Consider the following 22,441-nt stretch of genomic DNA (forward strand, 5'->3'; position numbering starts at 1 on the left):
AGCGCAAAACCCCAAAACCCCATAGCTCACCGCGCGTGGCCCGCGGCTTCCTGCTTTGGAGGATATCGTACACCTGCCGGTGCCCGATTTCCTTCACAGAAGCCGACATCGACGGCGAAGCGCAGCAAGCACGGCTTTCGCGCATGACAATGCGCCTTGTCGCTATGACCGACCTGGATGTCGTGACCGGCATGAGTGCGGGCTGATTTCGCGGAGGCGGACGGGCGTTCGACCGGTGCCTGAATGCTGGCGGGGCAAGAACAGGCGCCCCTCGACAGTAACATGATTGATTAACGTAGTTGAGATTTAACGGAGAAATTAACCGCTAATTAGAGGATTTTCCCCAGATAGCTCCGAAATCGGATCCATTCCAGAATGGCAATGGATCCCCGCTGCGGCGGCAACGATCAGGAGCTCAGGGCATGATACGATGGTTTAGCACGGACGCACCGATCCGTCGGAAGTTCGATGTGCTGTTCGCCACCTATTCTGCGTTGGCGGCGGTGCCGGTCGCGACCACCTGGCTGGCCCTGTCCCGTCAGGGATCGCCTGTCGCTCTGATGGTCGTGGCGGGCATGGCACTGGCCGTCACGATGCTGGTGGGGATCGTCTCCAAGAAGCTGGTCTGCGATCCCTATGTGGGTACGGTCGAGCGCATGGAGGGGCTTGCCGAGGGCGACCTGACGACGCCGATCAGGTGGACGGACCATCGCGATTGCGTCGGTCGCATGACCCGGGCCATGGAAGTGTTCCGCGCCAACGGCCAGGTGGTCAAGGACGCGGGCGCGGCCCAGCAACTGGTGGTCGGTGCCCTGGGCACCGGGCTGGCGAAGCTGGCGACCAGCGATGTCAGCTATCGCATCGAAGAGCCGTTCCCGGCGGATTATGAGCGCCTGCGCGTCGATTACAACCGCGCCATGGACGCCGTGGCCGAGGTGCTGTCCTCGGTCAGCGAAGCCACGAACGGCATCAACAACGGGGCGAACGACATTCGCCAGGCGTCGGACGACCTTTCGCAGCGGACCGAGCAGCAGGCCGCCAGCCTGGAGGAAACCGCCGCGGCGATGGACGAGATCACCGGCACGGTCCGCGAGACGGCGGCCGGGGCGATGCGCGCCCACACCGTGGTGAGCGAGACCCGGGCCGAGGCGGAGCAGTCCGGCGACGTGGTCCGCCGCGCGGTCGACGCGATGACCGGCATCGAGCGGGCCTCCGCCGAGATCGGCGAGATCATCAGCGTCATCGACGGCATCGCCTTCCAGACCAATCTCCTGGCCCTCAATGCCGGTGTCGAGGCGGCACGGGCGGGCGATGCGGGCAAGGGCTTCGCGGTCGTCGCCTCGGAAGTTCGCGCGCTCGCCCAGCGGTCGGCGGATGCGGCCAAGGACGTCAAGACCAAGATCATGGCCTCTTCGCATCAGGTCGGCGTGGGCGTCGAACTGGTCAGCGAGACGGGCAAGGCCCTGCAACGGATCATCGGTCGTATCGGCGAGATCAGCACGCTGGTCGGCACCATCGCCACGTCGGCGGAGCAGCAATCGACCGGCTTGCAGCAGGTGAACACCGCCGTCAGCGAGATGGACGGGGTCACCCAGCAGAATGCCGCCATGGTCGAGCAGGCGACCGCTGCCGCGCGCAGCCTGTCGGAGGAAGCCGACGAACTCGCCCGCCAGGTCGCGCGGTTCACCCTCGGCCAGGCGCACCATGCTTCGGGGTCGAGCGGCACGGTGCACACGCTTCAGGCGCGCGCGGCACAGGCCGGGCGGGAGATTGCCCGCAACACCCGGCGCCGGGTCGGCGCGGCGGGAGGCGGCGCTGCCGTGACGCAGGACGACTGGTCGGAATTCTGATCTCCGCCACCCGTCCCTTCCCCGCACGCCGGATCCATCGCCATGATCGCCCCCCTCCCCGCCATCCTCGACACACCGGCTGCCGGCCCGCTGCGCGCCACGCTCCGGCAGGCGGTCGAAAAGGGGCAGCCCCTGCTCCTCGACGGAGCGGCGGTGGAGCGGATCGGCACGGCCTGTCTTCAGGTGCTGCTCGCCGGACGTGAGGCCGCGGCGCGGAGCGCCCTGCCCTTCGCCATCGTCAACCCGGCGCCCGCGCTTGTCGAGATGGCGGCGCTGGCCGGGCTCGACGATCTCGTCACCGTCTGATCGGGAACGCAACCATGGACATCGATGCGATCCAGCAGATTTTCTTCCAGGAATGCGAGGAAGGTCTTGCCGGGATGGAGAGCGCGTTCGCCCTGCTGCGCGACGGCGACGGCGACGGCGACGGCGACCGCGATCCGGAGACGATCAACAGCGTGTTCCGCTGCGTCCATTCGGTGAAGGGCGGCGCGGGGGCGTTCGGCTTCGAACGGCTCCAGGCCTATACCCATCAGTATGAGACGCTGCTGGATCTCGTCCGCAACGCGACGCTGGCGCTGACGCCCGCGCTGCTTGACCTGGTCATGGGGGCGTTCGACATGCTCGCCGATCATGTCGCAGCGGCACGTGACGGCGTCGCGGCCCCCGCCGACGCGGCGATGCTGGCCCGCCTGACCGATGCCTGCAAAGGCGGGGCGTCGGCCCCTGCCCCTGCCCCGGTCGAGAGCGCGGCACCCGCGCCCGAGGCGCTTCCGGTCGACGATTTCGACGACCTCATGGCGATGCTGGGCGACGTCGCTCCCGCGTCCGCCGGGGAGCCCGCCCCCGGCGACTGGCGGCTCGACTATCGGCCCACCGCCAATGCGCTGGACAATGGCGCGGAGCCGCTTCTCCTGTTGCGCGAGCTGGCGCTGCTGGGCGGCTCGGTGGTGGCGTGCGACCGGGGGGCGTTGCCCGCGCTGGACGCGCTGGATGCCGATTGCGCCTATCTCGGCTGGACGATCGCCCTGCCGGCCCATGTCGCCGAAGACGATATTCGTTCGGTGTTCGAGTTCACCGACGCCTGCGCCCTGAAGCTGGCGCGCGAGCAGACCGCCCTTCCCCTGCTCGAAGCCGAACCGGCGTCGGCGCTGGAGGCGGCACCCGCCGAGGCCCAGCCGGTCGCGCCGGCTCCGACCCCCGCCCCCGCCCAGACCATCCGCGTCGATCTCGACAAGCTCGACCGGCTGGTCAACCTGGTCGGCGAACTGGTCATCACCCAGGCGATGCTCGCGCAGCGCCTGTCCGAGAACGGCATGGGCGGGAGCACCGAACTCAGCGACCTGGAGCATCTGACGCGCGAGCTTCAGGACTCCACCATGGCGATCCGCGCCCAGCCGATGAAGACGGTGTTCAGCCGCGTGCCCCGCATCGTCCGCGAATTGGAGGGCGAGACCGGCAAGCGCGTCCGTCTGGAGGTCGAGGGCGAGATGACCGAGGTCGACAAGACGGTCGTCGAGCGTATCGGCGAGCCGCTGACCCATCTGATCCGCAACGCGGTCGACCACGGGCTGGAGACCCCGGAGGCGCGGGTCGATGCGGGCAAGCCGCCGGAGGGCGTGGTGCGCCTGTCCGCCGCGCATCATTCCGGCCGCATCGTCATCACCGTCGCCGACGACGGCAAGGGCATCGATCGCGAGCGGGTCCGCGCCAAGGCGATCGAACGCGGCATCGTCCTGCCCGATGCGAGCCTCAGCGACGAGGATATCGACAATCTGATCTTCGCGCCCGGCTTCTCCACGGCCGTCGCCATCACCAACGTGTCGGGCCGTGGCGTCGGCATGGACGTGGTGCGCAAGAACATCCAGGCGCTGGGCGGCCGCATCGGCATCCAGTCGAGCAAGGGCAAGGGGTCGAGCTTCACGCTCAGCCTGCCGCTGACCCTGGCGGTGCTCGACGGGATGATCGTGACGGTGGGGGCGCAGACCTTCGTCATCCCGCTCAGCCATATCGTCGAGAGCCTGCGGCCATCGGACGATATGCTGAGCCGGTTCGGTCGCGACGGGGCGCTGCTCGACGTGCGGGGATGCTATGTGCCGGTCCTGCCGCTCGCCGACCATCTGGGCGTCGCCGGGGCCGAGCGCGATCCGACCTCGGCGGTGCTGATCGTGGTCGAGGGCGACCAGGGCCAGGCGGCGCTGCTGGTCGACTCCATCCAGGACCAGCGTCAGGTCGTGGTGAAGAGCCTGGAGGCCAATTACCAGGCGATCGACGGCGTCGCGGGCGCGACGATCATGGGCGACGGGCGCGTGGCGCTGATCGTCGATGTCGACGCCCTGACCGAGCGGGGTCGCCGCGCCGGTCGGGCGATGCTGGCGAACGCCGCATGAGCGGGGTCGCCGCGCCCGCCCGGCCCCGCGAGTTCGCCTATTGCGCGGCGGACCACCGCGCCGTCGCCGCGCTCGTCTATGACAGTGTCGGCATCCTGCTTCCCGACACCAAGGCGCAGCTCGTCTATGGCCGCCTTGCGCCGCGCGTGCGGGCCTGCGGCCTCGACAGCGTCGGGGCCTATGTCGCGCTGATCGGTCGCGACGAGGCGGAGCGCGCGCGGGCGATCGATGCGCTGACCACCAACCACACCAGCTTCTTTCGCGAGAGCCACCATTTCGACGATTTCGTCGAGCGACTCTGGCCCGCGCTGGCGGCCCGGCTCGCCAGGGGCGGTCGCGTCCGCCTGTGGTCCGCCGCCTGTTCGAGCGGCGAGGAGCCGTATAGCTGGCTGATGGCGGCGCTGGGCAGCGACCGGTCCGCCGCGAAAGCGCTGCTCAAGGGCGATCTGCGCCTGCTGGCGACCGATGTGTCGTCGAGCGTCATCGAGACGGCGCGCGCGGGACGCTATACGGCGCAGACGTTGCGCACCGTGCCCGCCGCGCTGCGCGCCGCCTGGGTCCGGGGCCAGGGCGACGACGCCGCGATCGACCCGATGTTGCGCGACGCGATCGCCTTTCGCCCCCTGAACCTTTTGGGCGAGTGGCCGATGAAGGGCCGCTTCGACGCCATCTGCTGTCGCAACGTCATGATCTATTTCGACGAACCGACCAAGGCACGGTTGCAGACGCGGCTCGCCGACCGGCTGGAGACGGGGGGGATGCTCTATATCGGCCATTCGGAACGCCTGGTCGGCGCGGTGCAGCAGCGTTTCCGCTGCGTCGGCCGCACCGCCTATCTCAAGGTGGCGGCATGAGCGTGCGCGTCCTCGTGGTCGACGACTCGCCCACCATGCAGGCGATGATCCGGCGCAAGCTGGCGGTCGATCCCGCGATCGAGGTGGTTGGCACCGCCGCCAGGGCCGACCAGGCGCGCGCGCAGATCAAGGCGCTCAATCCCGATGTCGTGACGCTGGATATCGAGATGCCGGGCATGAACGGCCTCGACTTCCTCGAGCGGCTGATGCGGTTGCGCCCGACCCCGGTCGTGATGCTGTCGTCGCTGACCGGCCAGGGGGCCGAGATCAGTCTGGCGGCGCTGGAACTGGGGGCGTTCGACTGTTTCGACAAGAGCCGGCTCCATGCCCTTCCCGGCTCCACGCCGGGGATCGGGCTGGTCGAGCTCGTCCGGGCAGCGGCGGCTTCGCGCCCGCACGCGCCGCTGTCGCCCATCGTGGCGAACAAGCCGGTATCGGCCCCGCGTCGCGGCGCGCGGGCGGCCAGCATCATCGCGATCGGCGCCTCCACCGGCGGTGTCGAGGCGCTGATCGCGCTGCTCGCCGATTTCCCCGCCGACTGCCCCCCCACCGTGATCGTGCAGCACATGCCCGCGACCTTCACGCCCAGCTTCGCCGCCCGCCTCGACCGCCTCTGCGCGCCGCAGGTGCAGGAGGCCCGCCCCGGCGCCGTCCTGTCCCGGGGCAAGGTCTATCTGGCGCCGGGCGGCGATCGCCATCTGGAGATCGCGGGCAGCGGCACGCGCCGTCATTGCCGACTGGTCGAGGCCGACAAGGTCAACGGCCATCGCCCCTCGGTCGACCGGCTGTTCCACTCGGTCGCGGCCATGGCCGGGACGGAGGCGACCGGCGCGATCCTCACCGGCATGGGGAATGACGGCGCGGCGGGGCTGAAGGCGATGCGCGATGCGGGCGCGGTGACGTTCGGCCAGGACCGGGCGACCAGCATCGTCTATGGGATGCCCGCAGCCGCGTTCCAGGCCGGGGCGGTGACCGAGCAGCTTCCGCTCCGCCGCATCGCCGGACGCCTGCTGGCGGAGTGCGCCGCATGACCGCGCTCGCCATCCGCGACGGGCTGCGCCGGGTGACCGTGGCGCAAGGGGAAACCCGCGTCAGCGACGAGGTGGACGTGGTGCTGACCACCGTCCTCGGCAGTTGCGTCGCCGCCTGTTTCTACGATCCCGTGGCGCGGGTCGGCGGGATCAACCATTATCTGCTGGCCCAGGGCAGCGCGTCCGACGCCGCGTCGATGCAGCGCTACGGCGTTTATGCCATGGAGGTGCTCATCAACGCCATGCTGGCGATGGGGGCGTCCCGGCATCGCCTGAAGGCCCGGATCTTCGGCGGTGCCTCGATGCGCGCGGGGTTCCGCGACATCGGCGGGACGAACATCGCCTTCGCCCGGACCTTCCTGCGCCAGGAGCGTATCCCGCTGGTCGGCGAAGACGTCGCGGGCACCGGCGCGCGCCGGGTCGAGTTCCGACCGGCGCTGGGCCTGGCGCGGTGCCGCACCGTGACCGATGCCGCCCCGCCGGTCGTCATCCGCACCGTGGCACCGCCGGCCTCGACCGGCGACGTGGAGTTTTTCTGATGGACACTATCATAGCAAGGGGACCGAGCGTGCCGAAGACGATCATGACCGTGGACGACTCCCCCAGCATGCGGATGCTGCTGCGCGTCGCCCTGTCGGACCTCGGCTACAGCGTGGTCGAGGCGGAGGACGGCGTCCACGCGCTGGAGACGCTCGACGGGATGACGCCGGACCTGCTCATCACCGACATCAACATGCCGCGCATGGACGGTTTCGGCCTGATCGAAAAGGTGAGGAGCCAGGGGCGGCGCGCCCTGCCGATCCTGGTGCTCACCACCGAAAGCTCCGACGAGAAGAAGCAGCGCGCCCGGGACGCCGGGGCGACCGGCTGGATCGTCAAGCCCTTCCATCCCGACAAGCTGGCCGCCGCCATCCGCCGCGTGCTGCATTGACCCCCGACCCCCTGACTTTTGAGCGAGAGAGGACGCCCATGTCGCGCCAACTCATTACCTTCCAGCTTGGCGACCAGGTGCTGGGCGTCGACATCATGGCCATTCGCGAGATCCGCGCCTGGTCGCCGGCGACGCCGCTGCCCAATGTGCCGACGCATATCCGCGGTGTGGTCAACCTTCGCGGCGTCGTGCTCCCGGTCCTCGACCTGCGCTGCCGTCTCGGCTGGGGCATGACCGACCCGACCGCCCGCCACGTCATCATCGTGGTCCGTGTCGGCGAGCAGATGCAGGGCATCATCGTCGATGCGGTCAACGACATCGTCGCGGTGCCCACGGACGAGATGCAGCCGGTGCCCGACATGGGCGAGGGCGAAGCCTCCCGCTTCCTCGAAGGGCTCGCCACGATCGAGGGCCGGATGATCCTCGTCCTCGCGCTCGATCGACTTGTCGACCAACCCCCTCTCGCCGACGCGGCCTGAGCGAAACACGAACCGAAGGACTGACCCATGGCCGCCACCAAGGTTCTTGTTGTGGACGACTCGCTGACGATGCGGGCGCTGATCTCCGGTGCGCTCGAACGCATTCCGGGCGTCGAGGTCGTCGGCCTGGCCGACGGTGCCGCCGAGGCGCGCGAGCTGGTCCAGACGCTGAGGCCGCACGTCATGACGCTCGACGTCGAGATGCCGGGCATGAGCGGCATCGAATATCTGGCCGAGATCATGGAAACCAGGCCCATGCCGGTCATCATGTTCTCGACCCGGACCACCGATGGCGCGGCGGACTCGATCGAAGCCCTGCGGCTGGGCGCGATCGACTGCCTGCCCAAGCCGCTGGTCGCCGCGCCCGCCGAGATCGACGCGATCATCGCCAAGCTGGGCAAGCGGATCAAGGCGGCGAAGACGGCGGACCTCAAGGCCGCGCGGTCGGCCGCCGCGACGGGCGTCGCGCCCCCGCTCGACTGGAACGGCCGGGTGCTGGTGGTGGGGGGCGACGCCTCCAGCACCGCGATGCTGTTCGACCTGTTCGCGACCTTCCCGGCCAACGGCCCCCCGACCGTCGTCGTCCAGCATCTCGGCCCCGGACTGGTCGAGGGCATGGTCGCCAAGCTTCGCGAAAAGGTCGCCCCCAAGGTCGAGGTCGCGACCGACGGCATGGCGATCGAGCAGGGCACCATCTATTTCGCGCCCCAGGGCGAGGCGCATCTGGTGCTCGATGCCTGGCCATCGGGGCGGCTGCGGCTGCTGGCGCGCGATCCGGTCGCGGGGGAGCGCCCGTCCATCTCGCTGCTGTTCGCCGCGGCGGCCAAGGCGGCGGGGGCCAATGCCGTGGGGCTGTTGCTGATCGACGGCAGCGAGGATGGCGGGGCCGGGGTCAAGGCGATGCTGGGGGCGGGCGGCTATGCCTTCTCGCCCGCGCCGGGCGGCGGCTATGTCCTCGCCCGGGGCATGGCCAGTCAGCCGGTGGCGCGGGACGGCCTGGCCGCGATGGTCATCAAGCAATGCTCGAAATCATGACCGGGCCTGCCGAGGGCGGCGGTGCCATCGTCTATGGCGCCCTGGCCGACGAATTGTTGCTGGCGTCCCAGCGGCTCGGCGAGCTGGCCTATGACCTCGGCAGCGACAGCGAGACGCTGCGGCGTCATATGACCAGCCTGCAATCGGTCGACCAGGTGACCCAGCATCTGCTGGTCGTCGCCGACCTGTTGCGCACGGGGGCCGATCGGGATTCGATCGCGAAAGTCCCCCTCGCCGACATGGCCGACCGCCTGCAAAAGGCCCTGTCGGATCGGCCGGTCGGCGCACCGTCATGATATGAACACCCTTTACCGACGCGCCGATGCGCCTTCCACGACCGCCTCGTATATCTGCGACCGATCCGGTCCTTCGGCGATGTGCAGCACGACCCAGGTTTCGGCGCGCCGGGCGACCATCACCCGTATCCGGTCGTTGAACAGGCCGTCCGCCAGCCCGACCGGCGCCACCTTGCCCGAATTGAGGATCAACGCGCCCATATCGCGCCCACAGGCCGGGCCGACGCAGGAATAGGCGATCGCGAACCCCGCCTTTCGCAGCACGCCGTCATAATAGCGCTCGATCTGCAAGGGAGCGGTCGCCGGTTTCACCCGGTAATCGATATGGGTGACCGTGCCTTCGACGACCTGTCGGTTGGCTTGCCCCTCGGCATCGGCGATCGGGCCGGTCGGGATGACGATCTCGTCGAGCGAGGGTGCCCGGTAGCCGTCGATGACGGATTGCGGATAACGCGGGAGATCGGGGTAATCCTGGCCGTCGCTGTCCTGGGCTGACAGCGGACTGCTCAGGGCCATGCATGCGATCACGAGAATGCGGGAATAGCTCTTCACCATCGTTCCTGTCTCCGTTGCCGTGTCGTCGAAGGGCGTCAGGCGATGCGCCGCGATCGGGGATGGCCGTCAGCCGGGATGGCGCATGGATAGCATGGCGGCATGACCCAGCCGAGACGATTCCCACGGCGTCTGTCCCAGCCTGCGGTCCGTGTCGCTGCTCTACTTCCTGCAACGCTGCGTCAGATTCATTGCGTTTGCGTGCACGCCTATAATCGATAGTTGCTGGCTGCTCGCTGGTCGTCGGTCCGATGCCATGCCTTAGCGCCGACACCGGGCAGGCCGGGTTCCGGGGGCATGGTTGGCGAGCGCGTATCGGTTTTCCAGTCGCGGGAGTCAGCAATGCGATCGATCCTCCGTCTATCCGTCTTCTCCCTTGCCCTGGCTTTCGCGTCGCCATCGGTGGCGACGGCGCAGGAGCCGCCGGTGCCCCCCCTGCCCACGAACCAGCGCATAGCGGTCAAGGTGATCGTCATCGCGAATTTCGAGCCGGGCAAGGACATGGGCGATGTTCCCGGCGAGTTCCAGCTCTGGGCCGAGCGCGAACATCTGGACGAAGTCATCCCCCTGCCGGGTGCGACACACCCGCTACGCCGAAATGCGCAGGGACTGTACGGCATGGTCTGGGGCAGCACCGGCACCCTGTTCAGCGACAATGGCCAGCAGCTGATCGGGCTGTTGATGGACCCTCGCTTCGATTTCACCAAGACATATTGGCTGTTCACGGGGATTTCCGGCGTCGATCCTGCCGTGGCCTCCGTCGGTAGCGCGGCATGGGCCCGCTGGGTGGTACAGGGCGATACGTTGCGCGAATTCGACGATCGCGAGGTGCCGACATCATGGCCCTACGGCCTTTTCGCGATCGGCGCGGACAAGCCCGATCGGCTGCCGACCAACGGCAACAGCTTCGGCGGAACCGACGACATATCCGGACTGGGCATGGCGATCGAATTGAACCAGGGCCTGGCACGCTGGGCCTTCGAGCGGACGCGTTCGGTCCGGATACCGGATTCTCCGTCGCTGCGCCGGGCGCGGGCGGCGTGGAAGGGCTATCCCAATGCGCAGCGTCCGCCGTTCGTGCTGATGGGCGAAACGCTGGGTTCGCGCCGCTACTGGCATGGTCCGGGACGTACCCGCTGGGCGCGCGACTGGGTCAGATTGTGGACGCACCAGAAGGGCGTGTTCGCCATGACCAATATGGAAAGCCAGACATTGGCCGGAGCGATCGAACTGGGCGCCAAGCTCAAACTGGTGGATCCGGGGCGGGTCATGGTTCTCCGCACGGGCAGCAATCCGTCCATGCCACCGCCGGGCACCTCGGCGACCGCCAGTGTCGGCGACGAGGGCCCCGGCCAAATGGTCGCCTATGAGGCCAATTACCGCGTCGGCGTTCCCGTCGTGCACGAATTGCTCGACCATTGGGACCTCTATGCCGACACCGTCCCGTCCGTCGATACGCCCGCGAACGATCCCGCAAAGCCCGCCCGGTGAGACGGGCGGACGCAAAGGCTATCCCGATCTACAGCATGACGCATGTCATGCCCTTCGTGACGACCCAGTCGCAGATCTCGGTCCCTTCCAGATCCGTCGCGACCGCGTAGAAGCCCCCGCCCGGCAGCACCAGCATGGTCGCACCGGTGTTCCGCCCCTTCGGCCGGTAGATCGTCATGGTCGGCCGGGTGACATAGCTCGCCCAATGCCACTTCCTGCCACCGACCAGCGGCGAGCCGTTGCCCGTGGCTTCGGCCTCGTCGCCGGTGTCGGGTTTGGCGAGAGCGACGCTTGCGGGCCATAACGGCATTTGGGTTCCGCCGACGGTCGGTTGCCAGACGCCCTTTCGTTCCACCTTGGGAACCTCGATCCTGTCCGTCGGCGTGTCGCTCCTGCTCGCCTGGCCGCAAGCCGCTCCAGCGAGTCCGAGGGCAAGAAGCGAGGGCACGACACACCGGAAGCGCGACAAGGTCCTGTCTCCAAAATTCGAGGATGCAAGCTGCGGTCGGGAATCGGCCGGATTGCGCTGATGCAGGTTAATCCTGGCTGCTATTCCCGCAAGCGGCTGTCTGCCCGAACTCGAACGGCAAGCGAGGCGGGCGATGTCCCGATCCGTCGCGCTTCCGATCCCGAGCCTGCGGCTCGCTCGACCCCTCACCCAGGGAGTGGAGCCCCCTCAATTCGGCGCGACGAAGCAGGAATTGGCGGTGAGGGTCGAAAGGGATTTCGGAAGGAGCGATGTGGCAAGGCTGATCGGAACGACGATCGTCACCCTGTTCATGCCGTTCGCCCCGGAACAGCTCTGGTCGGTCGATACCGTGACGCTGCTCGGCGGTGCGGGGATGCCCCGTTGTTGAGCCAGCGCACTGGCATAGGCTCGCGTCGCCTCCGGCGTCTCGCACCCCGATGCGCCGAGGGCGAAGCAGCGGACGCTTTCCGACGCCACCTGCTGAAGCCCCTGCTGCCGCCATTCCAGCAGCGCGCCTTCGATCAGCAGGAACAGGAAGCTGAGCAGGGCGGGTGCCAGCAGCGCGAACTCCACCGCGCTGGCCGCCTTGCGGTCGGCTCGAAGGCGTCGGATCATGGCAGCCTCACCGTGACCGCGCTCGCCATGGTCGAACCATCGAGCCACGGATTCCGGATGATCGAGCGATAATTCGACGCCGCGGCGACCGTGACATAGAAGCCCGAGGTGGCGCCGCTGGGACAGGGCGCGCCGCAACTGGACGCGGGCACATAGGTCGTCGGCAGGCCGGGTGCCACGCAGGAGCATGAGCGCGCGGACGGGGCGACGGCGCAATTCTGCGCCTGGCCGTTGCAACGGATGGTCGCGGTGACGCTATCGGCGGGAAGGGCGCTGGCGGCGACGACATATCGGGAGAGCCGGTCGACATCCAACGCATTGGCGTTGCGCATGTTATAGCCGAGGATCGAGGCCTGCTCGACCGCGCTGCTCAGCCTGGCGCTCCTGACGAGATAGACGCCGAAATCGAGCGCCGGGAGGAGCGCGCCGAAGATCAGCAGCGACCAGAGTGCGAACTCGATGGCCGCGACACCCCGGGTTTCCCGGAGGAGCTGTGACGGAGCTTTCCTCCTCATCGCACCAGCCCCACATTGCCGCTATTCCCGCCCGCCGACATGCTGGCACAGGCGGTCGCCGCGCTCGGCCCCCCGGAGAGCGTCACGGTCTTCACGACCAGGGAGAAACAGCCGCCCCCGATCGTGGCCCCGCCGCTCATCCGGAAGTCGGAATTGGGCGCATAGATGATCCCGGAATAGGCGTCCTGGGTCCCCCCGCCCAGTGTGGTCGTGGCGCTGGATCGCGTCGCGAAGAGAATGTCGGCGATCCCGAAGGACGATCCGCCCGACGGCGCGTTCAGGGCGATCGAGGTTCCCCCGGCGGCTTTCAACGTGCCCGCCAGGATGAAGCTGACGTCGCGGCCCGCCATCGTGCCCCCGGTATTGTTCGTAAAGCCGCCATTGATGAGGTAGGTGCCGGACCCGAAGGTGGAACCGCCGTTCAGGTCCAGATCGCCGTTGATATAATGGGTACCGGTCGCCCCGAAGACGATGTTGCTGCCGCCGGCGGTCTTGACCGCGCCGTTGGCACTGAAGGCGCCATCGCCGAAGCTGGCCTCGCTACCCCCCGATAGGCTGATCGCGGTGCCCTTGCCGTCATTCCCGATGGCATAGTTTCCGGCCCCCATGGTCAGGCGGCTGCCGCCGCCATCCACCAGGATGGCGCCCGCCACATCCATGTCGCCCGCGCCGATCGTGGCGGTCGACCCGCCGCCCAGCGAGATCGAACCGAAATAATGGCGACCGGCTCCCACGGTCAGGGTGGTGCCCCCGCTCAGCGTGACGGGCGCGTTGATGGTCACCGGCCCATCGGGCAGCATCAGCCCCCCGCCCCCGCCCACGGTCACGCTGCCGCTCACCGTCACGACCGATGGCCCCTGGATGTGCAGCTTCAGCGACCCGGTATTGAGATTGGCGAAATGATATTCGCCCGCCGGGAATGTCCATGTCCCGTCCGACAGCGTTCCGGTCTTGCCCTGGAACGTCATCGTCGTGGGATAATAGGACAGGGAAAGGTCGTCGCCGGTCGGCACGCTCGCCCTTCGGGGGGCGGTGGCGGAACCGAGCCGGGAGAAAGCCGCCGCCAGCGCGCTGTTGTTCGCCATCGGGTCGGGCGTGCTGTTCGTCGCCTTGACCTGGCGGCCGGTGACGCTGCTGCCGCCGGCATTGGTCAGGCTTCCGCCATAGGTGATCGTATCGGCCTTCAGCCCACTGCCGCCGTTCAGCCCGATATCGCCGGACGACGTGACCGCCTTCGCGCTGATCGTCGAGCCACCGCTGATCGCAATGGGGCCGTTCGAGAGGACGGCGCAATTGGACGCGCTGACGGACGTGCCGCCCGACAGGGTCACGCCATTGGACGGCGCCAGCGCCAGGATGCAGGGCGGCGCCTGCCTGCTCGGCAAGGAGGCGATCGACACGACCGTGACGTCATAGCTGGTCTTGGGCGTGAAGATGCGGGCCAGGTGGAGCGGAATGGACGTCGTGATCGTGACCTGCACGACATCGCCGATGGTGGCGCTGTATCCGGTGATGTGCCGGACCGTCACCCGCTGCGGCAGGATGCCGTTCGCCAGTGCGACATCTTTGGCAGCGGCGGCCAGCACGGCATCATCGGGCGACTGCACATAGGCGTTTGCCGCCGCCAGCGCCGCGGCATCGGCCGGGCCCTGCAGGCTGATCTTCGATCGGTAACCTTGCCCCAGTTCGACGGCAAAGGCCGCGGTGCCGATCAGGCTGAGCAGTGCGAGGACGCCGAGCAGGCTGACCGACCCTCGCCGATCGCTTCGGAAAGTAAGCGACTTTGGTTCGGCGTTTCCAGGGGCCGCGAAAACGTGCTTGAGCGATCTTCGAACGGGCATGGCACCCAAATGGCACGATATTGTATAATTAAGGTTAAATCGTCTGCCGGAGGTCGTTTGGGACCTGCGGGTCGCCCTGGTTCATCGCGTTCGCCTTACCCCAAGGGAACCCTTCCCTCTTCCGGGGCCATTCCGCTTTCCGTGATCGCCCGACCCCTTGGTTATCCGGGCGACGCCCGGCACGGCAAGTGAGGCGGAACGGGCGCCAGCGTGTCGGCGATGGCGAGGGCCGCCTGACGCAGTTCGTCGTCGGATAGCTCGCCCGCCGACCAGAAGGACAAGGCCCCGCGAAAGGCGAGGGCGAGCTGGTAAGGTCCGTCGCTGGCCGATGGTCGACGTGAAACGCCGACCATGGCCTCGCCCGTCCATGCCAGCGCCCAAAAGGCCGCGGATCGTTCCAGGGCATCGGTTCGAGCCGGGCCGGCGGTGCCGAGCGATCCCATCACGGCGCGGTTCACGTCCGGCTCTTCCAGCATGACGGCGACCGCGACCGCGACCGCCAGCCTGATACGGCCTGCCCTGTCCACTGGCGGCGTCGCCGCGGCATAGCGCATCGCCATCGTCTCGATCCGTCGGCCGGACAGGGCGTGCATGACGCCAGCCTTGCTGCCGAACTGGTTGAAGGGCGTGGCAAAGCTGACCCCCGCCTCGGCCGCCAGATCGCGCATCGAAAATCCGGCCTTGCCCGAGCGGAGCAGCCGTTCCGCCGCTTCGAGCACCCGCTGGCGGACGGGCGCTCCCCGTTCGCCGGGGGAGCCGTTGGGCTTGCTTAGCGTCATACGCACCTATATCATGATATAGTTATCCGGTTTCACAGGGTTATCGTATGAACGCCGTCTCGCCAAAGACCTTCCTCATCACCGGTGTCAGCTCGGGCCTGGGTCGCGCCTTCGCGCAAGGGGCGCTCGATGCCGGACACCGGGTCATCGGCACCGTCCGGCGCGAGAGCGACGCCGATGCGTTCGCGGCGCTCGAACCCGATCGCGCGCATCCGCTGGTGCTGGACGTGACCGACTATGCCGCCATCCCCGACGCCGTCGCCCGCGCGGAGCGGAGGGCGGGTGCGGTCGACGTGCTGGTCAACAATGCGGGCTATGGTCACGAGGGCGTGGTCGAGGAATCGTCGATCGACGATCTCCAGCGTCAGTTCGCCGCCAATGTGTTCGGGCCGGTGGCGATGATGAAGGCGGTGCTCCCCGCCATGCGCGCGCGCCGGGCGGGCCATATCGTCAACGTGACGTCGATGGGCGGGTTCATCACCATGCCGGGGATCGGTTTCTACTGCGGCAGCAAATTCGCGCTGGAGGGCATTTCGGAAGCGCTCGGCAAGGAGGTCGCGGGCTTCGGCATCCGCGTCACCGCGCTCGCCCCCGGTCAGTTCCGCACCGATTGGGCGGGGCGCTCGATGGACCGCACGCCGCGCAGCATCGCCGACTATGACGCGGTCATGGACCCGCTGCGCGCGGCACGGCAGGCCAAGAGCGGCCACCAGCCGGGCGATCCGGCGAAGGCCGCGCAGGCGCTGCTGGCCCTGATCGACGCGGAAACGCCGCCCACACGGCTGTTCCTCGGTGCCGACGCGCTCGGCCTGGTCGATCAGAAGCTGGAGGCGATGAAAGAGGAACGCGACCGGTGGGACGCGCTCTCCCGTTCGACCAGCTTCGCGACCTGACCGAGACGCTTCCTGGAACGCAAGGCGATCGAAACGGCCGGGATCGTCTCGATCGGCCCTGACGTGTCCGCGGTGAACGGCCGGAAGCGTTTCGATGACCGGGCCTTGCGCTCGGCCTTCTCTTCGGCTTGCCTTGGCGTCGACCTGCGGTGAAGATGCGGCGCTGGGGGGACGACCATGACGAACGACCGTGAACACGCCAAACTCGAACGGCTGACCTTCTTCTCGGATGCGGTGTTCGCGATCGCCATGACGCTCTTGGTGATCGAGGTGCGCCTGCCGGAATTGCACGCCGTCACGGAATCATCACTGGCGCAGGCGCTGGCGAACCTGCTGCCCAACTATATCGGCTTCATCATCAGCTTCCTGGTCATCGGCCGGTTCTGGACCGGGCATCACCGGCTGATGGCGATGATCGACGCGGCCGATCCGGCGCTGGTCCGCGCCAACCTGCTGCTGCTGATGGCGATCGCCTTCATGCCGTTCCCGACCGCGGTGCTGAGCGACTATTCGCTGATGCGCGTCGCGATCGGCTTCTACACGGCCTATCTGCTGCTGGTCGGGCTCGCCAATGTCCGGGTCATCACCGTCGCGATGCGGCACCTGTCGAAAGGCGATCCCGACGTGGCGGAGGATGCCCGACAGTTGCGGCGTTCGATGTGGTCGCCGCTCGTCATCGCCGCGACCGGCTTCGTCGCGGGCATGGTGTCGCCGGTCGCCGGGCTGGTCGCCATGGTGGTCGTAACGCCGTTCGTCCTGCTGGTCCTGACCCGCCTCGGCCATCGTTCCGGCGTGTCGGGCGAGGGATCGGAGGCATGATGGCGTCCGTCGCTCATCCCGCCGCGCCCCGCGCCTCCGTGCGGCCGGAACGGATCGACCGCCTGCTGTCGGCTGGTGCGGTCATCCTGTTCGTCGCGGCCGTCGCAGCGATCCTGCGGGGGCACGATCAGTGGCGGATGGTGCCGGCGCTGATCTGGCTGCACCTTGCGACCATCCTCGTCGCGACCGCGCTGACGCCGGTCATGCTGCTGCGCGTGCGCGGCGACCGGCGACACCGGACGATCGGCAAGCTGTGGATCGTCGCCATGCTGGCGACGGCGATCTGCTCGCTGTTCATTCACGTCTCCGGGCCGGGGCGGTTCTCCGTCATCCACCTCCTGTCGTTCTGGACGCTGGTGCAGGTGCCGCTGATCTGGTGGACGGCGCGTCACCACGATGTGGCCCGGCATCGACGGGCGGTGCACGGCATGGTGATCGGCGCCCTGCTGGTCGCCGGTTTCTTCACCTTCCCTTTTCACCGTCTGCTCGGCACCTGGCTGTTCGGCTGATCGACCCGTCGGAGGCTGGGGCGCTTCTCCAAATGCGGCGCGTGCGGAGATGCCCCACCCCAACCCCTCCCTGAAGGGGAGGGGTTGGGCCCGGGTGTCTCCATAGCCTGACCGGGGCGCGCTAGGGGAAAGCCGGAGCGGGGCGGAATGTCCAAGTGACGCAACCGCATGGCAACGCTAGGGCCTTCTCCGTGCACGCCGTCCGGCATCTTCTGGCGCAACGCCATCTTGCCGTGCTGATCTGCGCGGCGACGCTGCTGCTGAAGCTGCTGGTCCCCGTCGGCTACATGATCGACACCGATCATGGGCGGATCACCGTCACCCTCTGCCCGGGCACCGCGCCGCGCGCGATGACGATGGCGATGCCGGGCCTGCATGGTGACATGCCCGACCATGGCGGGCCGAAGGACCATGGCAAGGCGGAGACGCCCTGTGCCTTCTCCGGTCTGTCGGCCGCGATGCTGGGCGCGATCGATCCCGTCCAGCTCGCCGCGCTGATCGCATTCGTCCTGGCGCTTGGCCTGATCGCCACGGTTCCGCGGCCCCCCTCATGTCCCGCCTATCTCCGTCCGCCGCTGCGAGGACCGCCGGCCTCCCTTTGACCTGTCGTTCCACGCGCCTGATCCGGCGCGTCCATGAACCGCGGACCGCGCCCTGGGCGTCGGGCCGGTCAAAGGTATTTCCATGCTTCGAACACATCTTCCGGTCGGCGCGGCTGCGTCCTGCCTGCTGCTGGCCGTGCCGGTCGCGGCACAGACCCGCGACACCGCCGACGATCGCACCGATGCGACGATCGTCGTCACCGGCCAGCGCGATCCGCTGAAGCTGGACGATCAGGCGCAGGCCGACAGTCGGCTCGGCCTTTCGATCCGCGAGACGCCGGCGAGCGTCGAGGTGCTGACGCAGGACGATCTCCAGCTTCGCGGCCTCCGCACCGCGCGGGAGACGTTCAACGACGTGGTCGGCGCGATCGCGGGCAACGTGCCGGGTAACCCGGCGGTCGTCTCGCTGCGCGGCTTCGCCGGCAACACCGTCTCGATCCTTCAGGACGGGGTGCGGGTGTCGGCATCGACCGTCGTCCAGCGCGACAGCAACAACTGGCATTATGACCGTATCGAGGTGCTGAAGGGCCCGGCGTCGGTCCTCTACGGCGAAGGCGCGCTGGCCGGCGTCATCAACAAGGTCACGCGCAAGCCCGTGCTGGGCGAACGCCATCTCGATACCCTGCTGTCGGTCGGGAGCTTCGACACGGTGTTCGCAGGCGGCGGGGTCAACCTGCCGGTTTCGTCGACGATCGCGGTGCGCGCGGACGCCAGCTACCAGCGGTCGGACAGTCTCTACGATGTCGACGACAACGCCAGCTTCTCGGCCGGACTGACCGCCAGCGCATTATGGCGGCCGAGCGACCGGTTCTCGCTGCTCGTCGCGGTCGATCATTTCGAGGATCGTTACGACGCCACCTATCAGGGTTTGCCGCTGATCCCCGGCCGATATGCGCTGCACCCGACCGATACCGTCACGACGGCGAACGGTCTGGTCGCCGATCGCGGCTTGCGTCGCCGCAACTACAATCCCCGGGGCGCCTATTCCGGTGCCGACGAAACGACGCTGCGCTCACGGCTGGACTGGTCGATCGGCAGCGGCTGGACCTTCGCGCTCGACCTGACCGGCTATACCGCCAAGCGCGCGTTCCTGCTGGCGGACAGCCAGACCTTCGTCTCGCCCACCCCGGCGTTCCCGAGCGGCAGCTTTCGCCAGACCTATCAGGATTTCCGCCACGATCACCGGTTCTGGAACGCGCGCGGGGTGATCGGACATGACAGCCGGATCATCGGCCTGCGCAACCGCTTCAGCCTGGGCGTCGAGCATAACGACACCGATTTCGTCAGCCTGCGGCAGACCGCCTCCACCTCCGCCCTCCCGGCGGTGGACGTGCGCAACCCGGCCGTCCTGCCCCTGCCCACCGGGACCGCGATCTTCACCGCCGGCAACGTCACCTTCGATTCCAGGCTGAAACAGACCTCGGTCTTCGCGGAGGAGGCGCTGAACCTGACGCCGAAGTGGCTGCTGGTGGGCGGGATACGCCGGGACCATATGGAACTGGACCGCGCGACGATCCAGAATGCCACCGGTGCGGTCGATCGCAACCGTCCGACCTTCGATCCCGTCTCGTGGCGTGCGGGCACGACCTGGGACGTGACACCGGGCCTGACGCTCTATGCGCAATATACGACGGCGGTATCGCCGGTATCCTCGATCCTGCTGGCCTCGATCGCCAACAGCCGCTTCCGGCTGACGAAGGGGCGTGCCTATGAGGCCGGTTTCAAGGCAAGTGGCTGGGGCGGGCGCGCGAGCGTCACCGGCGCGGCCTATCGGATCGAACAGCGCGATATCCTGACGCGCGATCCCGACAACCCGGCACTGGCCGTGCAGGGCGGGCGGCAGTCCTCGCAGGGCGTCGAGCTGTCCGGCGTCCTCTCTCCGGTGAAGGCGCTGCGCCTGTCGGGCGGCGTGTCCTACACCGACGCGCAATATGACGCGCTTTCCGAGCTGGTCGGGGGCGTGCGGATCGATCGTAGCGGCAACCGCCCGATCAACGTGCCCTCGACCACGGTCAACGCCTCGGCGCTCTATACCATCGCCGGCACGGTGACGCTGGGCGGCTTCCTGCGACATGCCAGCGCCTTCTATACCGACACCGCCAACACCATCCGGGTCGCCGGGCATATCGTGCCGGATGCCAGCCTGTCGTTCCCGGTCGCGCCGCAGGCGACCCTGACGCTGCGCGGCCGGAACCTGACCAACGCCTTCTACGGCGAATATTCCGGCTATCCGACCACCAACATCTATATCGGCGCGCCGCGATCGTTCGAGGTGGCGCTGGCGACGCGATTCTGATGCCCGGCCATCGCCGATCGACGGCATCGCGCGCGCGCATCCTGGTGCGCGATGTTCATCTCTGGCTGGGCATGGGCTTGGGGTTGCTGTTCGCGGTGCTGGGCCTCACCGGATCGGCGCTGGTGTTCTACACCGGCATCGACGCCGCGCTTCATCCCGTGGTCGAGGGCGGGCGGAGCGACGGTGCGCCGGACCTGACGTCGCCGGTCTGGGATCGGGCCCTGGCGGCAGGGCGTGCCCGCTGGCACGATCCCGCCGGCAAATGGACCATCGAGGTGACGGGCGAAGGCGGCGCGATCCCGGCGCGCTTCTATCCGTCGTCCGGTCACGGCCATCACGCCGATCGGATGATGGTCTGGTTCTCGCCCGATGGCGGGCGGATCGTCCGTGCCGAACCCTGGGGCGGCTATCTGATGAGCTGGCTCTACCAGCTTCACATGGCGCTGCTGGCCGGCGACCTGGGCGGTCAGGTGGTGGGCTGGTCGGGCGTGGCGATGCTCCTGTTGCTGGCCACCGGCATCGCGGTCTGGTGGCCGCGCGGAAGCTGGCGCAAGGCGGTCGCCTTCAAACGCGACGCGGCACCGATCCGCCGGTTGCGCGACCTGCACAAGCTGTCCGGTCTCTGGAGCATGGCGCTGCTGTTCGTGCTGGTCGCGACCGGCATATTGCTCGCGCTGCCTGCCGTCACCCAGGTCCTGTTGCGGCCCGCTGCCATTCCGGCTCCCAAGTCCATGGGCGGCCCGGGTGCGGGCACGACGATCGTGCGAGCGTTCGACGTGGCGCATCGGGCGTTGCCGGATGGCCGGATCGTCTTCATCGACATGCCCGGCGCGCCCGACGCACCGATCCGCGTGCGCCTCCAGGTGCCCGGCGACCCCCATGCGCGCTTTCCGGGAAGCTACGTCTTCATCGACCGGGTCTCGGGACAGGTGCTGGCGGTGCACGATGTCCGCCGTGCCAATAGCGGAACCGCCGTGGCGAGCTGGATCCGCACGCTGCATGACGGTACGGTCGGAGGCCTGGCGACCCGCATCCTGGCCGTGGTGACGGGCCTCGTCCCCTCGCTGCTATGGGCGACCGGCATCCTGCATTGGCTTCGACGGCGCAGGGCCATGCATGCCCCCTGACGTTGGCCGATCGGCTTTGTGGGACGTCACAGTCCCACCCGCCCCACGACCAACCCCACCGCCGCGATCCGTTCGACATCGACATAGCTCGGCTTTTCCAGTTCGTCGCCGAAGATGTCGGGGTCGAGTTCGGAATAGTCGATCTCGAATCCGGTCGCGGGCAGATGCTCGGCCAGCGCCTTTCGCAGCACATCCTGCCCTTCGACGACCGAGGCTCCCGTATGGAGGATCAGCCGTCCCTTCGGCTTGAGCAGTGCCAGCGCCTGAAGCGTCCAGTCGAGCGAAAGCCGGCCGCCATACAGGTCGCCCCCATCGCGGTAGGCCCTGCGATCCGCATCGATCATGAACGGCGGATGGGTGACGATCTGGTCGAAGGAGTCGGTCAGTTCCTTTGGCGCCGACACCCGCTCCACGCTGTGCGCGACACCGGCATGTTCGGCGTTGATCGACGCCAGGAACAGCGCGCGCGGGTTGATGTCGGCCAGCGTCAGATGGGCGCCGCGCGCGACCCGCGCCGCGACGATCCCGCCGACCCCGGCCCCCGCGCCATAATCGAGGATGCGCCGCGCGCCCGTGTCCATCCGCCCGACGATCAGCTTGGCGAACCGATAGCTGTCCGGCCCCAGAAACACGGAGTCCGTCGCCGTGGTCGGATAGGCGGAATGGAGGAACAGCGTCCCCTCGACCCGCGACACGCGCAGCGCGGCTTGCAGGAACCCGTCATCGCGTTCGACCAGCATCGCCGCTCCCTCCAGGGCGGCGCGCAGCTCGGCGTCCAGGACGGACGGCGAGAAGGGCAGGCTCCAGCCCAATATGTCCCGCAAATCGGTCGCAGGCCGACCCCCGCGATTGACCAGCACCCGCGCATGGGTGGCGGGTGTCGGCGTCACGAACGCATAATCCCGCGCCTCCAGCAATTGCAGGAGGCGCAACAGGCCCTCGCGCTGCTCTGTCGATCCGGTTGGGGCCCGAGCCGCTTCCGGGCGCTGCTGAATTTCGTCTATCACATTATGATCCGTGCATTTTCTCCTTCAATATCGGGGGGCAAGCGGGGTTCCCGGTTTCAA

The 22,441-nt window shown here is 68.1% G+C and carries 25 protein-coding genes; 18 read left to right on the forward strand and 7 right to left on the reverse strand.

The genetic code is table 11. The features are described 5' to 3' along the window. The 11 genes from SM191_RS15005 to SM191_RS15055 form a co-directional block, all read left to right on the forward strand. Nucleotides 1-206, forward strand: a 206-nt coding sequence (locus tag SM191_RS15005; protein ID WP_341506903.1) for a hypothetical protein, incomplete at its 5' end; no start/stop codon positions are given. 216 nt (nt 207-422) lie between these two features. Next, a complete protein-coding gene (locus SM191_RS15010) occupies nt 423-1,850 on the forward strand; it encodes a methyl-accepting chemotaxis protein (protein WP_341506904.1) in 1,428 nt (475 codons plus the stop codon). 42 nt (nt 1,851-1,892) lie between these two features. Next, a complete protein-coding gene (locus tag SM191_RS15015; protein WP_341506905.1) occupies nt 1,893-2,156 on the forward strand; it encodes an STAS domain-containing protein in 264 nt (87 codons plus the stop codon). 14 nt (nt 2,157-2,170) lie between these two features. Then, the gene (locus tag SM191_RS15020; protein WP_341506906.1) at nt 2,171-4,240 is read left to right on the forward strand and encodes a chemotaxis protein CheA; all 2,070 of its coding nucleotides are present in this window, start codon (nt 2,171-2,173) and stop codon (nt 4,238-4,240) included. Further along, nucleotides 4,237-5,094: a CheR family methyltransferase gene (locus tag SM191_RS15025; RefSeq protein WP_341506907.1), complete on the forward strand. Its 858-nt coding sequence runs from the start codon at nt 4,237-4,239 to the stop codon at nt 5,092-5,094. The genes SM191_RS15020 and SM191_RS15025 overlap by 4 nt, the downstream gene beginning before the upstream one ends. Next, nucleotides 5,091-6,125, forward strand: a complete 1,035-nt coding sequence (locus SM191_RS15030) for a protein-glutamate methylesterase/protein-glutamine glutaminase (protein ID WP_341506908.1) — start codon at nt 5,091-5,093, stop codon at nt 6,123-6,125. The genes SM191_RS15025 and SM191_RS15030 overlap by 4 nt, the downstream gene beginning before the upstream one ends. Beyond that, nucleotides 6,122-6,664, forward strand: coding sequence for a chemotaxis protein CheD (locus tag SM191_RS15035; protein WP_341506909.1), 543 nt, complete (start codon nt 6,122-6,124; stop codon nt 6,662-6,664). Before SM191_RS15030 ends, SM191_RS15035 begins: the two co-directional genes overlap by 4 nt. 29 nt (nt 6,665-6,693) lie before the next feature. Then, nucleotides 6,694-7,056, forward strand: a complete 363-nt coding sequence (locus SM191_RS15040; RefSeq protein WP_341506910.1) for a response regulator — start codon at nt 6,694-6,696, stop codon at nt 7,054-7,056. A 38-nt stretch (nt 7,057-7,094) separates the two neighbouring features. Next, nucleotides 7,095-7,535 (forward strand): chemotaxis protein CheW, encoded by a 441-nt coding sequence (locus SM191_RS15045; protein WP_341506911.1) that lies wholly within the window; start codon nt 7,095-7,097, stop codon nt 7,533-7,535. Between the two features lie 27 nt (nt 7,536-7,562). Then, entirely contained in the window at nt 7,563-8,570 is a 1,008-nt protein-coding gene (locus SM191_RS15050) for a chemotaxis protein CheB (protein ID WP_341506912.1), read from the forward strand. Then, nucleotides 8,567-8,866, forward strand: coding sequence for a hypothetical protein (locus SM191_RS15055; protein WP_341506913.1), 300 nt, complete (start codon nt 8,567-8,569; stop codon nt 8,864-8,866). Before SM191_RS15050 ends, SM191_RS15055 begins: the two co-directional genes overlap by 4 nt. A gap of 12 nt (nt 8,867-8,878) precedes the next feature. Here SM191_RS15055 and SM191_RS15060 read toward each other — a convergent pair whose 3' ends face one another. Then, nucleotides 8,879-9,382, reverse strand: a complete 504-nt coding sequence (locus SM191_RS15060) for a hypothetical protein (protein ID WP_341506914.1) — start codon at nt 9,380-9,382, stop codon at nt 8,879-8,881. A gap of 378 nt (nt 9,383-9,760) precedes the next feature. Between SM191_RS15060 and SM191_RS15065 the strand changes: the two genes are divergently transcribed. Next, nucleotides 9,761-10,909 carry a purine nucleoside permease gene (locus SM191_RS15065; RefSeq protein ID WP_341506915.1) on the forward strand — a complete coding sequence of 383 codons (1,149 nt, stop codon included), beginning with the start codon at nt 9,761-9,763 and terminating at the stop codon, nt 10,907-10,909. Nucleotides 10,910-10,937: 28 nt separating this feature from the next. Here SM191_RS15065 and SM191_RS15070 read toward each other — a convergent pair whose 3' ends face one another. From SM191_RS15070 to SM191_RS15090, 5 genes are all read right to left on the reverse strand, one after another. Further along, nucleotides 10,938-11,219 carry a hypothetical protein gene (locus tag SM191_RS15070; RefSeq protein WP_341506916.1) on the reverse strand — a complete coding sequence of 94 codons (282 nt, stop codon included), beginning with the start codon at nt 11,217-11,219 and terminating at the stop codon, nt 10,938-10,940. A 366-nt stretch (nt 11,220-11,585) separates the two neighbouring features. Further along, nucleotides 11,586-11,993, reverse strand: coding sequence for a TadE/TadG family type IV pilus assembly protein (locus tag SM191_RS15075; RefSeq protein ID WP_341506917.1), 408 nt, complete (start codon nt 11,991-11,993; stop codon nt 11,586-11,588). After that, on the reverse strand, nt 11,990-12,508 hold the full coding sequence (locus tag SM191_RS15080; protein ID WP_341506918.1) for a TadE/TadG family type IV pilus assembly protein: 519 nt from the start codon (nt 12,506-12,508) through the stop codon (nt 11,990-11,992). The genes SM191_RS15075 and SM191_RS15080 overlap by 4 nt, the downstream gene beginning before the upstream one ends. Next, nucleotides 12,505-14,349 carry a pilus assembly protein TadG-related protein gene (locus SM191_RS15085; RefSeq protein ID WP_341506919.1) on the reverse strand — a complete coding sequence of 615 codons (1,845 nt, stop codon included), beginning with the start codon at nt 14,347-14,349 and terminating at the stop codon, nt 12,505-12,507. The genes SM191_RS15080 and SM191_RS15085 overlap by 4 nt, the downstream gene beginning before the upstream one ends. A 161-nt stretch (nt 14,350-14,510) precedes the next feature. Next, the gene (locus SM191_RS15090; protein WP_341506936.1) at nt 14,511-15,128 is read right to left on the reverse strand and encodes a TetR/AcrR family transcriptional regulator; all 618 of its coding nucleotides are present in this window, start codon (nt 15,126-15,128) and stop codon (nt 14,511-14,513) included. 47 nt (nt 15,129-15,175) lie between these two features. On the opposite strand from SM191_RS15090, the gene SM191_RS15095 reads away from it, so the two are divergent. The 6 genes from SM191_RS15095 (at nt 15,176) to SM191_RS15120 (ending at nt 21,374) form a co-directional block, all read left to right on the forward strand. Continuing rightward, on the forward strand, nt 15,176-16,021 hold the full coding sequence (locus SM191_RS15095; protein ID WP_341506920.1) for an oxidoreductase: 846 nt from the start codon (nt 15,176-15,178) through the stop codon (nt 16,019-16,021). Nucleotides 16,022-16,198: 177 nt separating this feature from the next. Then, on the forward strand, nt 16,199-16,840 hold the full coding sequence (locus SM191_RS15100) for a TMEM175 family protein (protein ID WP_341506921.1): 642 nt from the start codon (nt 16,199-16,201) through the stop codon (nt 16,838-16,840). Continuing rightward, the gene (locus SM191_RS15105) at nt 16,837-17,349 is read left to right on the forward strand and encodes a DUF2306 domain-containing protein (RefSeq protein WP_341506922.1); all 513 of its coding nucleotides are present in this window, start codon (nt 16,837-16,839) and stop codon (nt 17,347-17,349) included. The genes SM191_RS15100 and SM191_RS15105 overlap by 4 nt, the downstream gene beginning before the upstream one ends. A 191-nt stretch (nt 17,350-17,540) precedes the next feature. Continuing rightward, nucleotides 17,541-17,951 carry a DUF2946 family protein gene (locus tag SM191_RS15110; RefSeq protein ID WP_341506923.1) on the forward strand — a complete coding sequence of 137 codons (411 nt, stop codon included), beginning with the start codon at nt 17,541-17,543 and terminating at the stop codon, nt 17,949-17,951. Between the two features lie 82 nt (nt 17,952-18,033). Then, on the forward strand, nt 18,034-20,247 hold the full coding sequence (locus SM191_RS15115; RefSeq protein ID WP_341506924.1) for a TonB-dependent receptor: 2,214 nt from the start codon (nt 18,034-18,036) through the stop codon (nt 20,245-20,247). Continuing rightward, nucleotides 20,247-21,374 (forward strand): PepSY-associated TM helix domain-containing protein, encoded by a 1,128-nt coding sequence (locus SM191_RS15120; RefSeq protein WP_341506925.1) that lies wholly within the window; start codon nt 20,247-20,249, stop codon nt 21,372-21,374. Before SM191_RS15115 ends, SM191_RS15120 begins: the two co-directional genes overlap by 1 nt. Nucleotides 21,375-21,400: 26 nt before the next feature. Here SM191_RS15120 and SM191_RS15125 read toward each other — a convergent pair whose 3' ends face one another. Next, nucleotides 21,401-22,381, reverse strand: a complete 981-nt coding sequence (locus SM191_RS15125) for a methyltransferase (protein ID WP_341506926.1) — start codon at nt 22,379-22,381, stop codon at nt 21,401-21,403. Nucleotides 22,382-22,441 lie beyond the last annotated feature (60 nt).

It is taken from the genome of Sphingomonas sp. 2378 (assembly GCF_038084995.1).
Classification (GTDB): Bacteria; Pseudomonadota; Alphaproteobacteria; order Sphingomonadales; family Sphingomonadaceae; genus Sphingomonas.

Coding starts and splice junctions, on each gene's coding strand:
- SM191_RS15115 (WP_341506924.1), top strand. CDS start 18,034: ATGCTTCGAACACATCTTCCGGTCGGCGCGGCTGCGTCCTGCCTGCTG.
- SM191_RS15010 (WP_341506904.1), top strand. CDS start 423: ATGATACGATGGTTTAGCACGGACGCACCGATCCGTCGGAAGTTCGAT.
- SM191_RS15020 (WP_341506906.1), top strand. CDS start 2,171: ATGGACATCGATGCGATCCAGCAGATTTTCTTCCAGGAATGCGAGGAA.
- SM191_RS15045 (WP_341506911.1), top strand. CDS start 7,095: ATGTCGCGCCAACTCATTACCTTCCAGCTTGGCGACCAGGTGCTGGGC.
- SM191_RS15015 (WP_341506905.1), top strand. CDS start 1,893: ATGATCGCCCCCCTCCCCGCCATCCTCGACACACCGGCTGCCGGCCCG.
- SM191_RS15090 (WP_341506936.1), bottom strand. CDS start 15,128: ATGACGCTAAGCAAGCCCAACGGCTCCCCCGGCGAACGGGGAGCGCCC.
- SM191_RS15035 (WP_341506909.1), top strand. CDS start 6,122: ATGACCGCGCTCGCCATCCGCGACGGGCTGCGCCGGGTGACCGTGGCG.
- SM191_RS15105 (WP_341506922.1), top strand. CDS start 16,837: ATGATGGCGTCCGTCGCTCATCCCGCCGCGCCCCGCGCCTCCGTGCGG.
- SM191_RS15100 (WP_341506921.1), top strand. CDS start 16,199: ATGACGAACGACCGTGAACACGCCAAACTCGAACGGCTGACCTTCTTC.
- SM191_RS15120 (WP_341506925.1), top strand. CDS start 20,247: ATGCCCGGCCATCGCCGATCGACGGCATCGCGCGCGCGCATCCTGGTG.
- SM191_RS15080 (WP_341506918.1), bottom strand. CDS start 12,508: ATGAGGAGGAAAGCTCCGTCACAGCTCCTCCGGGAAACCCGGGGTGTC.
- SM191_RS15070 (WP_341506916.1), bottom strand. CDS start 11,219: ATGCCGTTATGGCCCGCAAGCGTCGCTCTCGCCAAACCCGACACCGGC.
- SM191_RS15085 (WP_341506919.1), bottom strand. CDS start 14,349: ATGCCCGTTCGAAGATCGCTCAAGCACGTTTTCGCGGCCCCTGGAAAC.
- SM191_RS15055 (WP_341506913.1), top strand. CDS start 8,567: ATGACCGGGCCTGCCGAGGGCGGCGGTGCCATCGTCTATGGCGCCCTG.
- SM191_RS15050 (WP_341506912.1), top strand. CDS start 7,563: ATGGCCGCCACCAAGGTTCTTGTTGTGGACGACTCGCTGACGATGCGG.
- SM191_RS15075 (WP_341506917.1), bottom strand. CDS start 11,993: ATGATCCGACGCCTTCGAGCCGACCGCAAGGCGGCCAGCGCGGTGGAG.
- SM191_RS15025 (WP_341506907.1), top strand. CDS start 4,237: ATGAGCGGGGTCGCCGCGCCCGCCCGGCCCCGCGAGTTCGCCTATTGC.
- SM191_RS15030 (WP_341506908.1), top strand. CDS start 5,091: ATGAGCGTGCGCGTCCTCGTGGTCGACGACTCGCCCACCATGCAGGCG.
- SM191_RS15065 (WP_341506915.1), top strand. CDS start 9,761: ATGCGATCGATCCTCCGTCTATCCGTCTTCTCCCTTGCCCTGGCTTTC.
- SM191_RS15095 (WP_341506920.1), top strand. CDS start 15,176: ATGAACGCCGTCTCGCCAAAGACCTTCCTCATCACCGGTGTCAGCTCG.
- SM191_RS15060 (WP_341506914.1), bottom strand. CDS start 9,382: ATGGCCCTGAGCAGTCCGCTGTCAGCCCAGGACAGCGACGGCCAGGAT.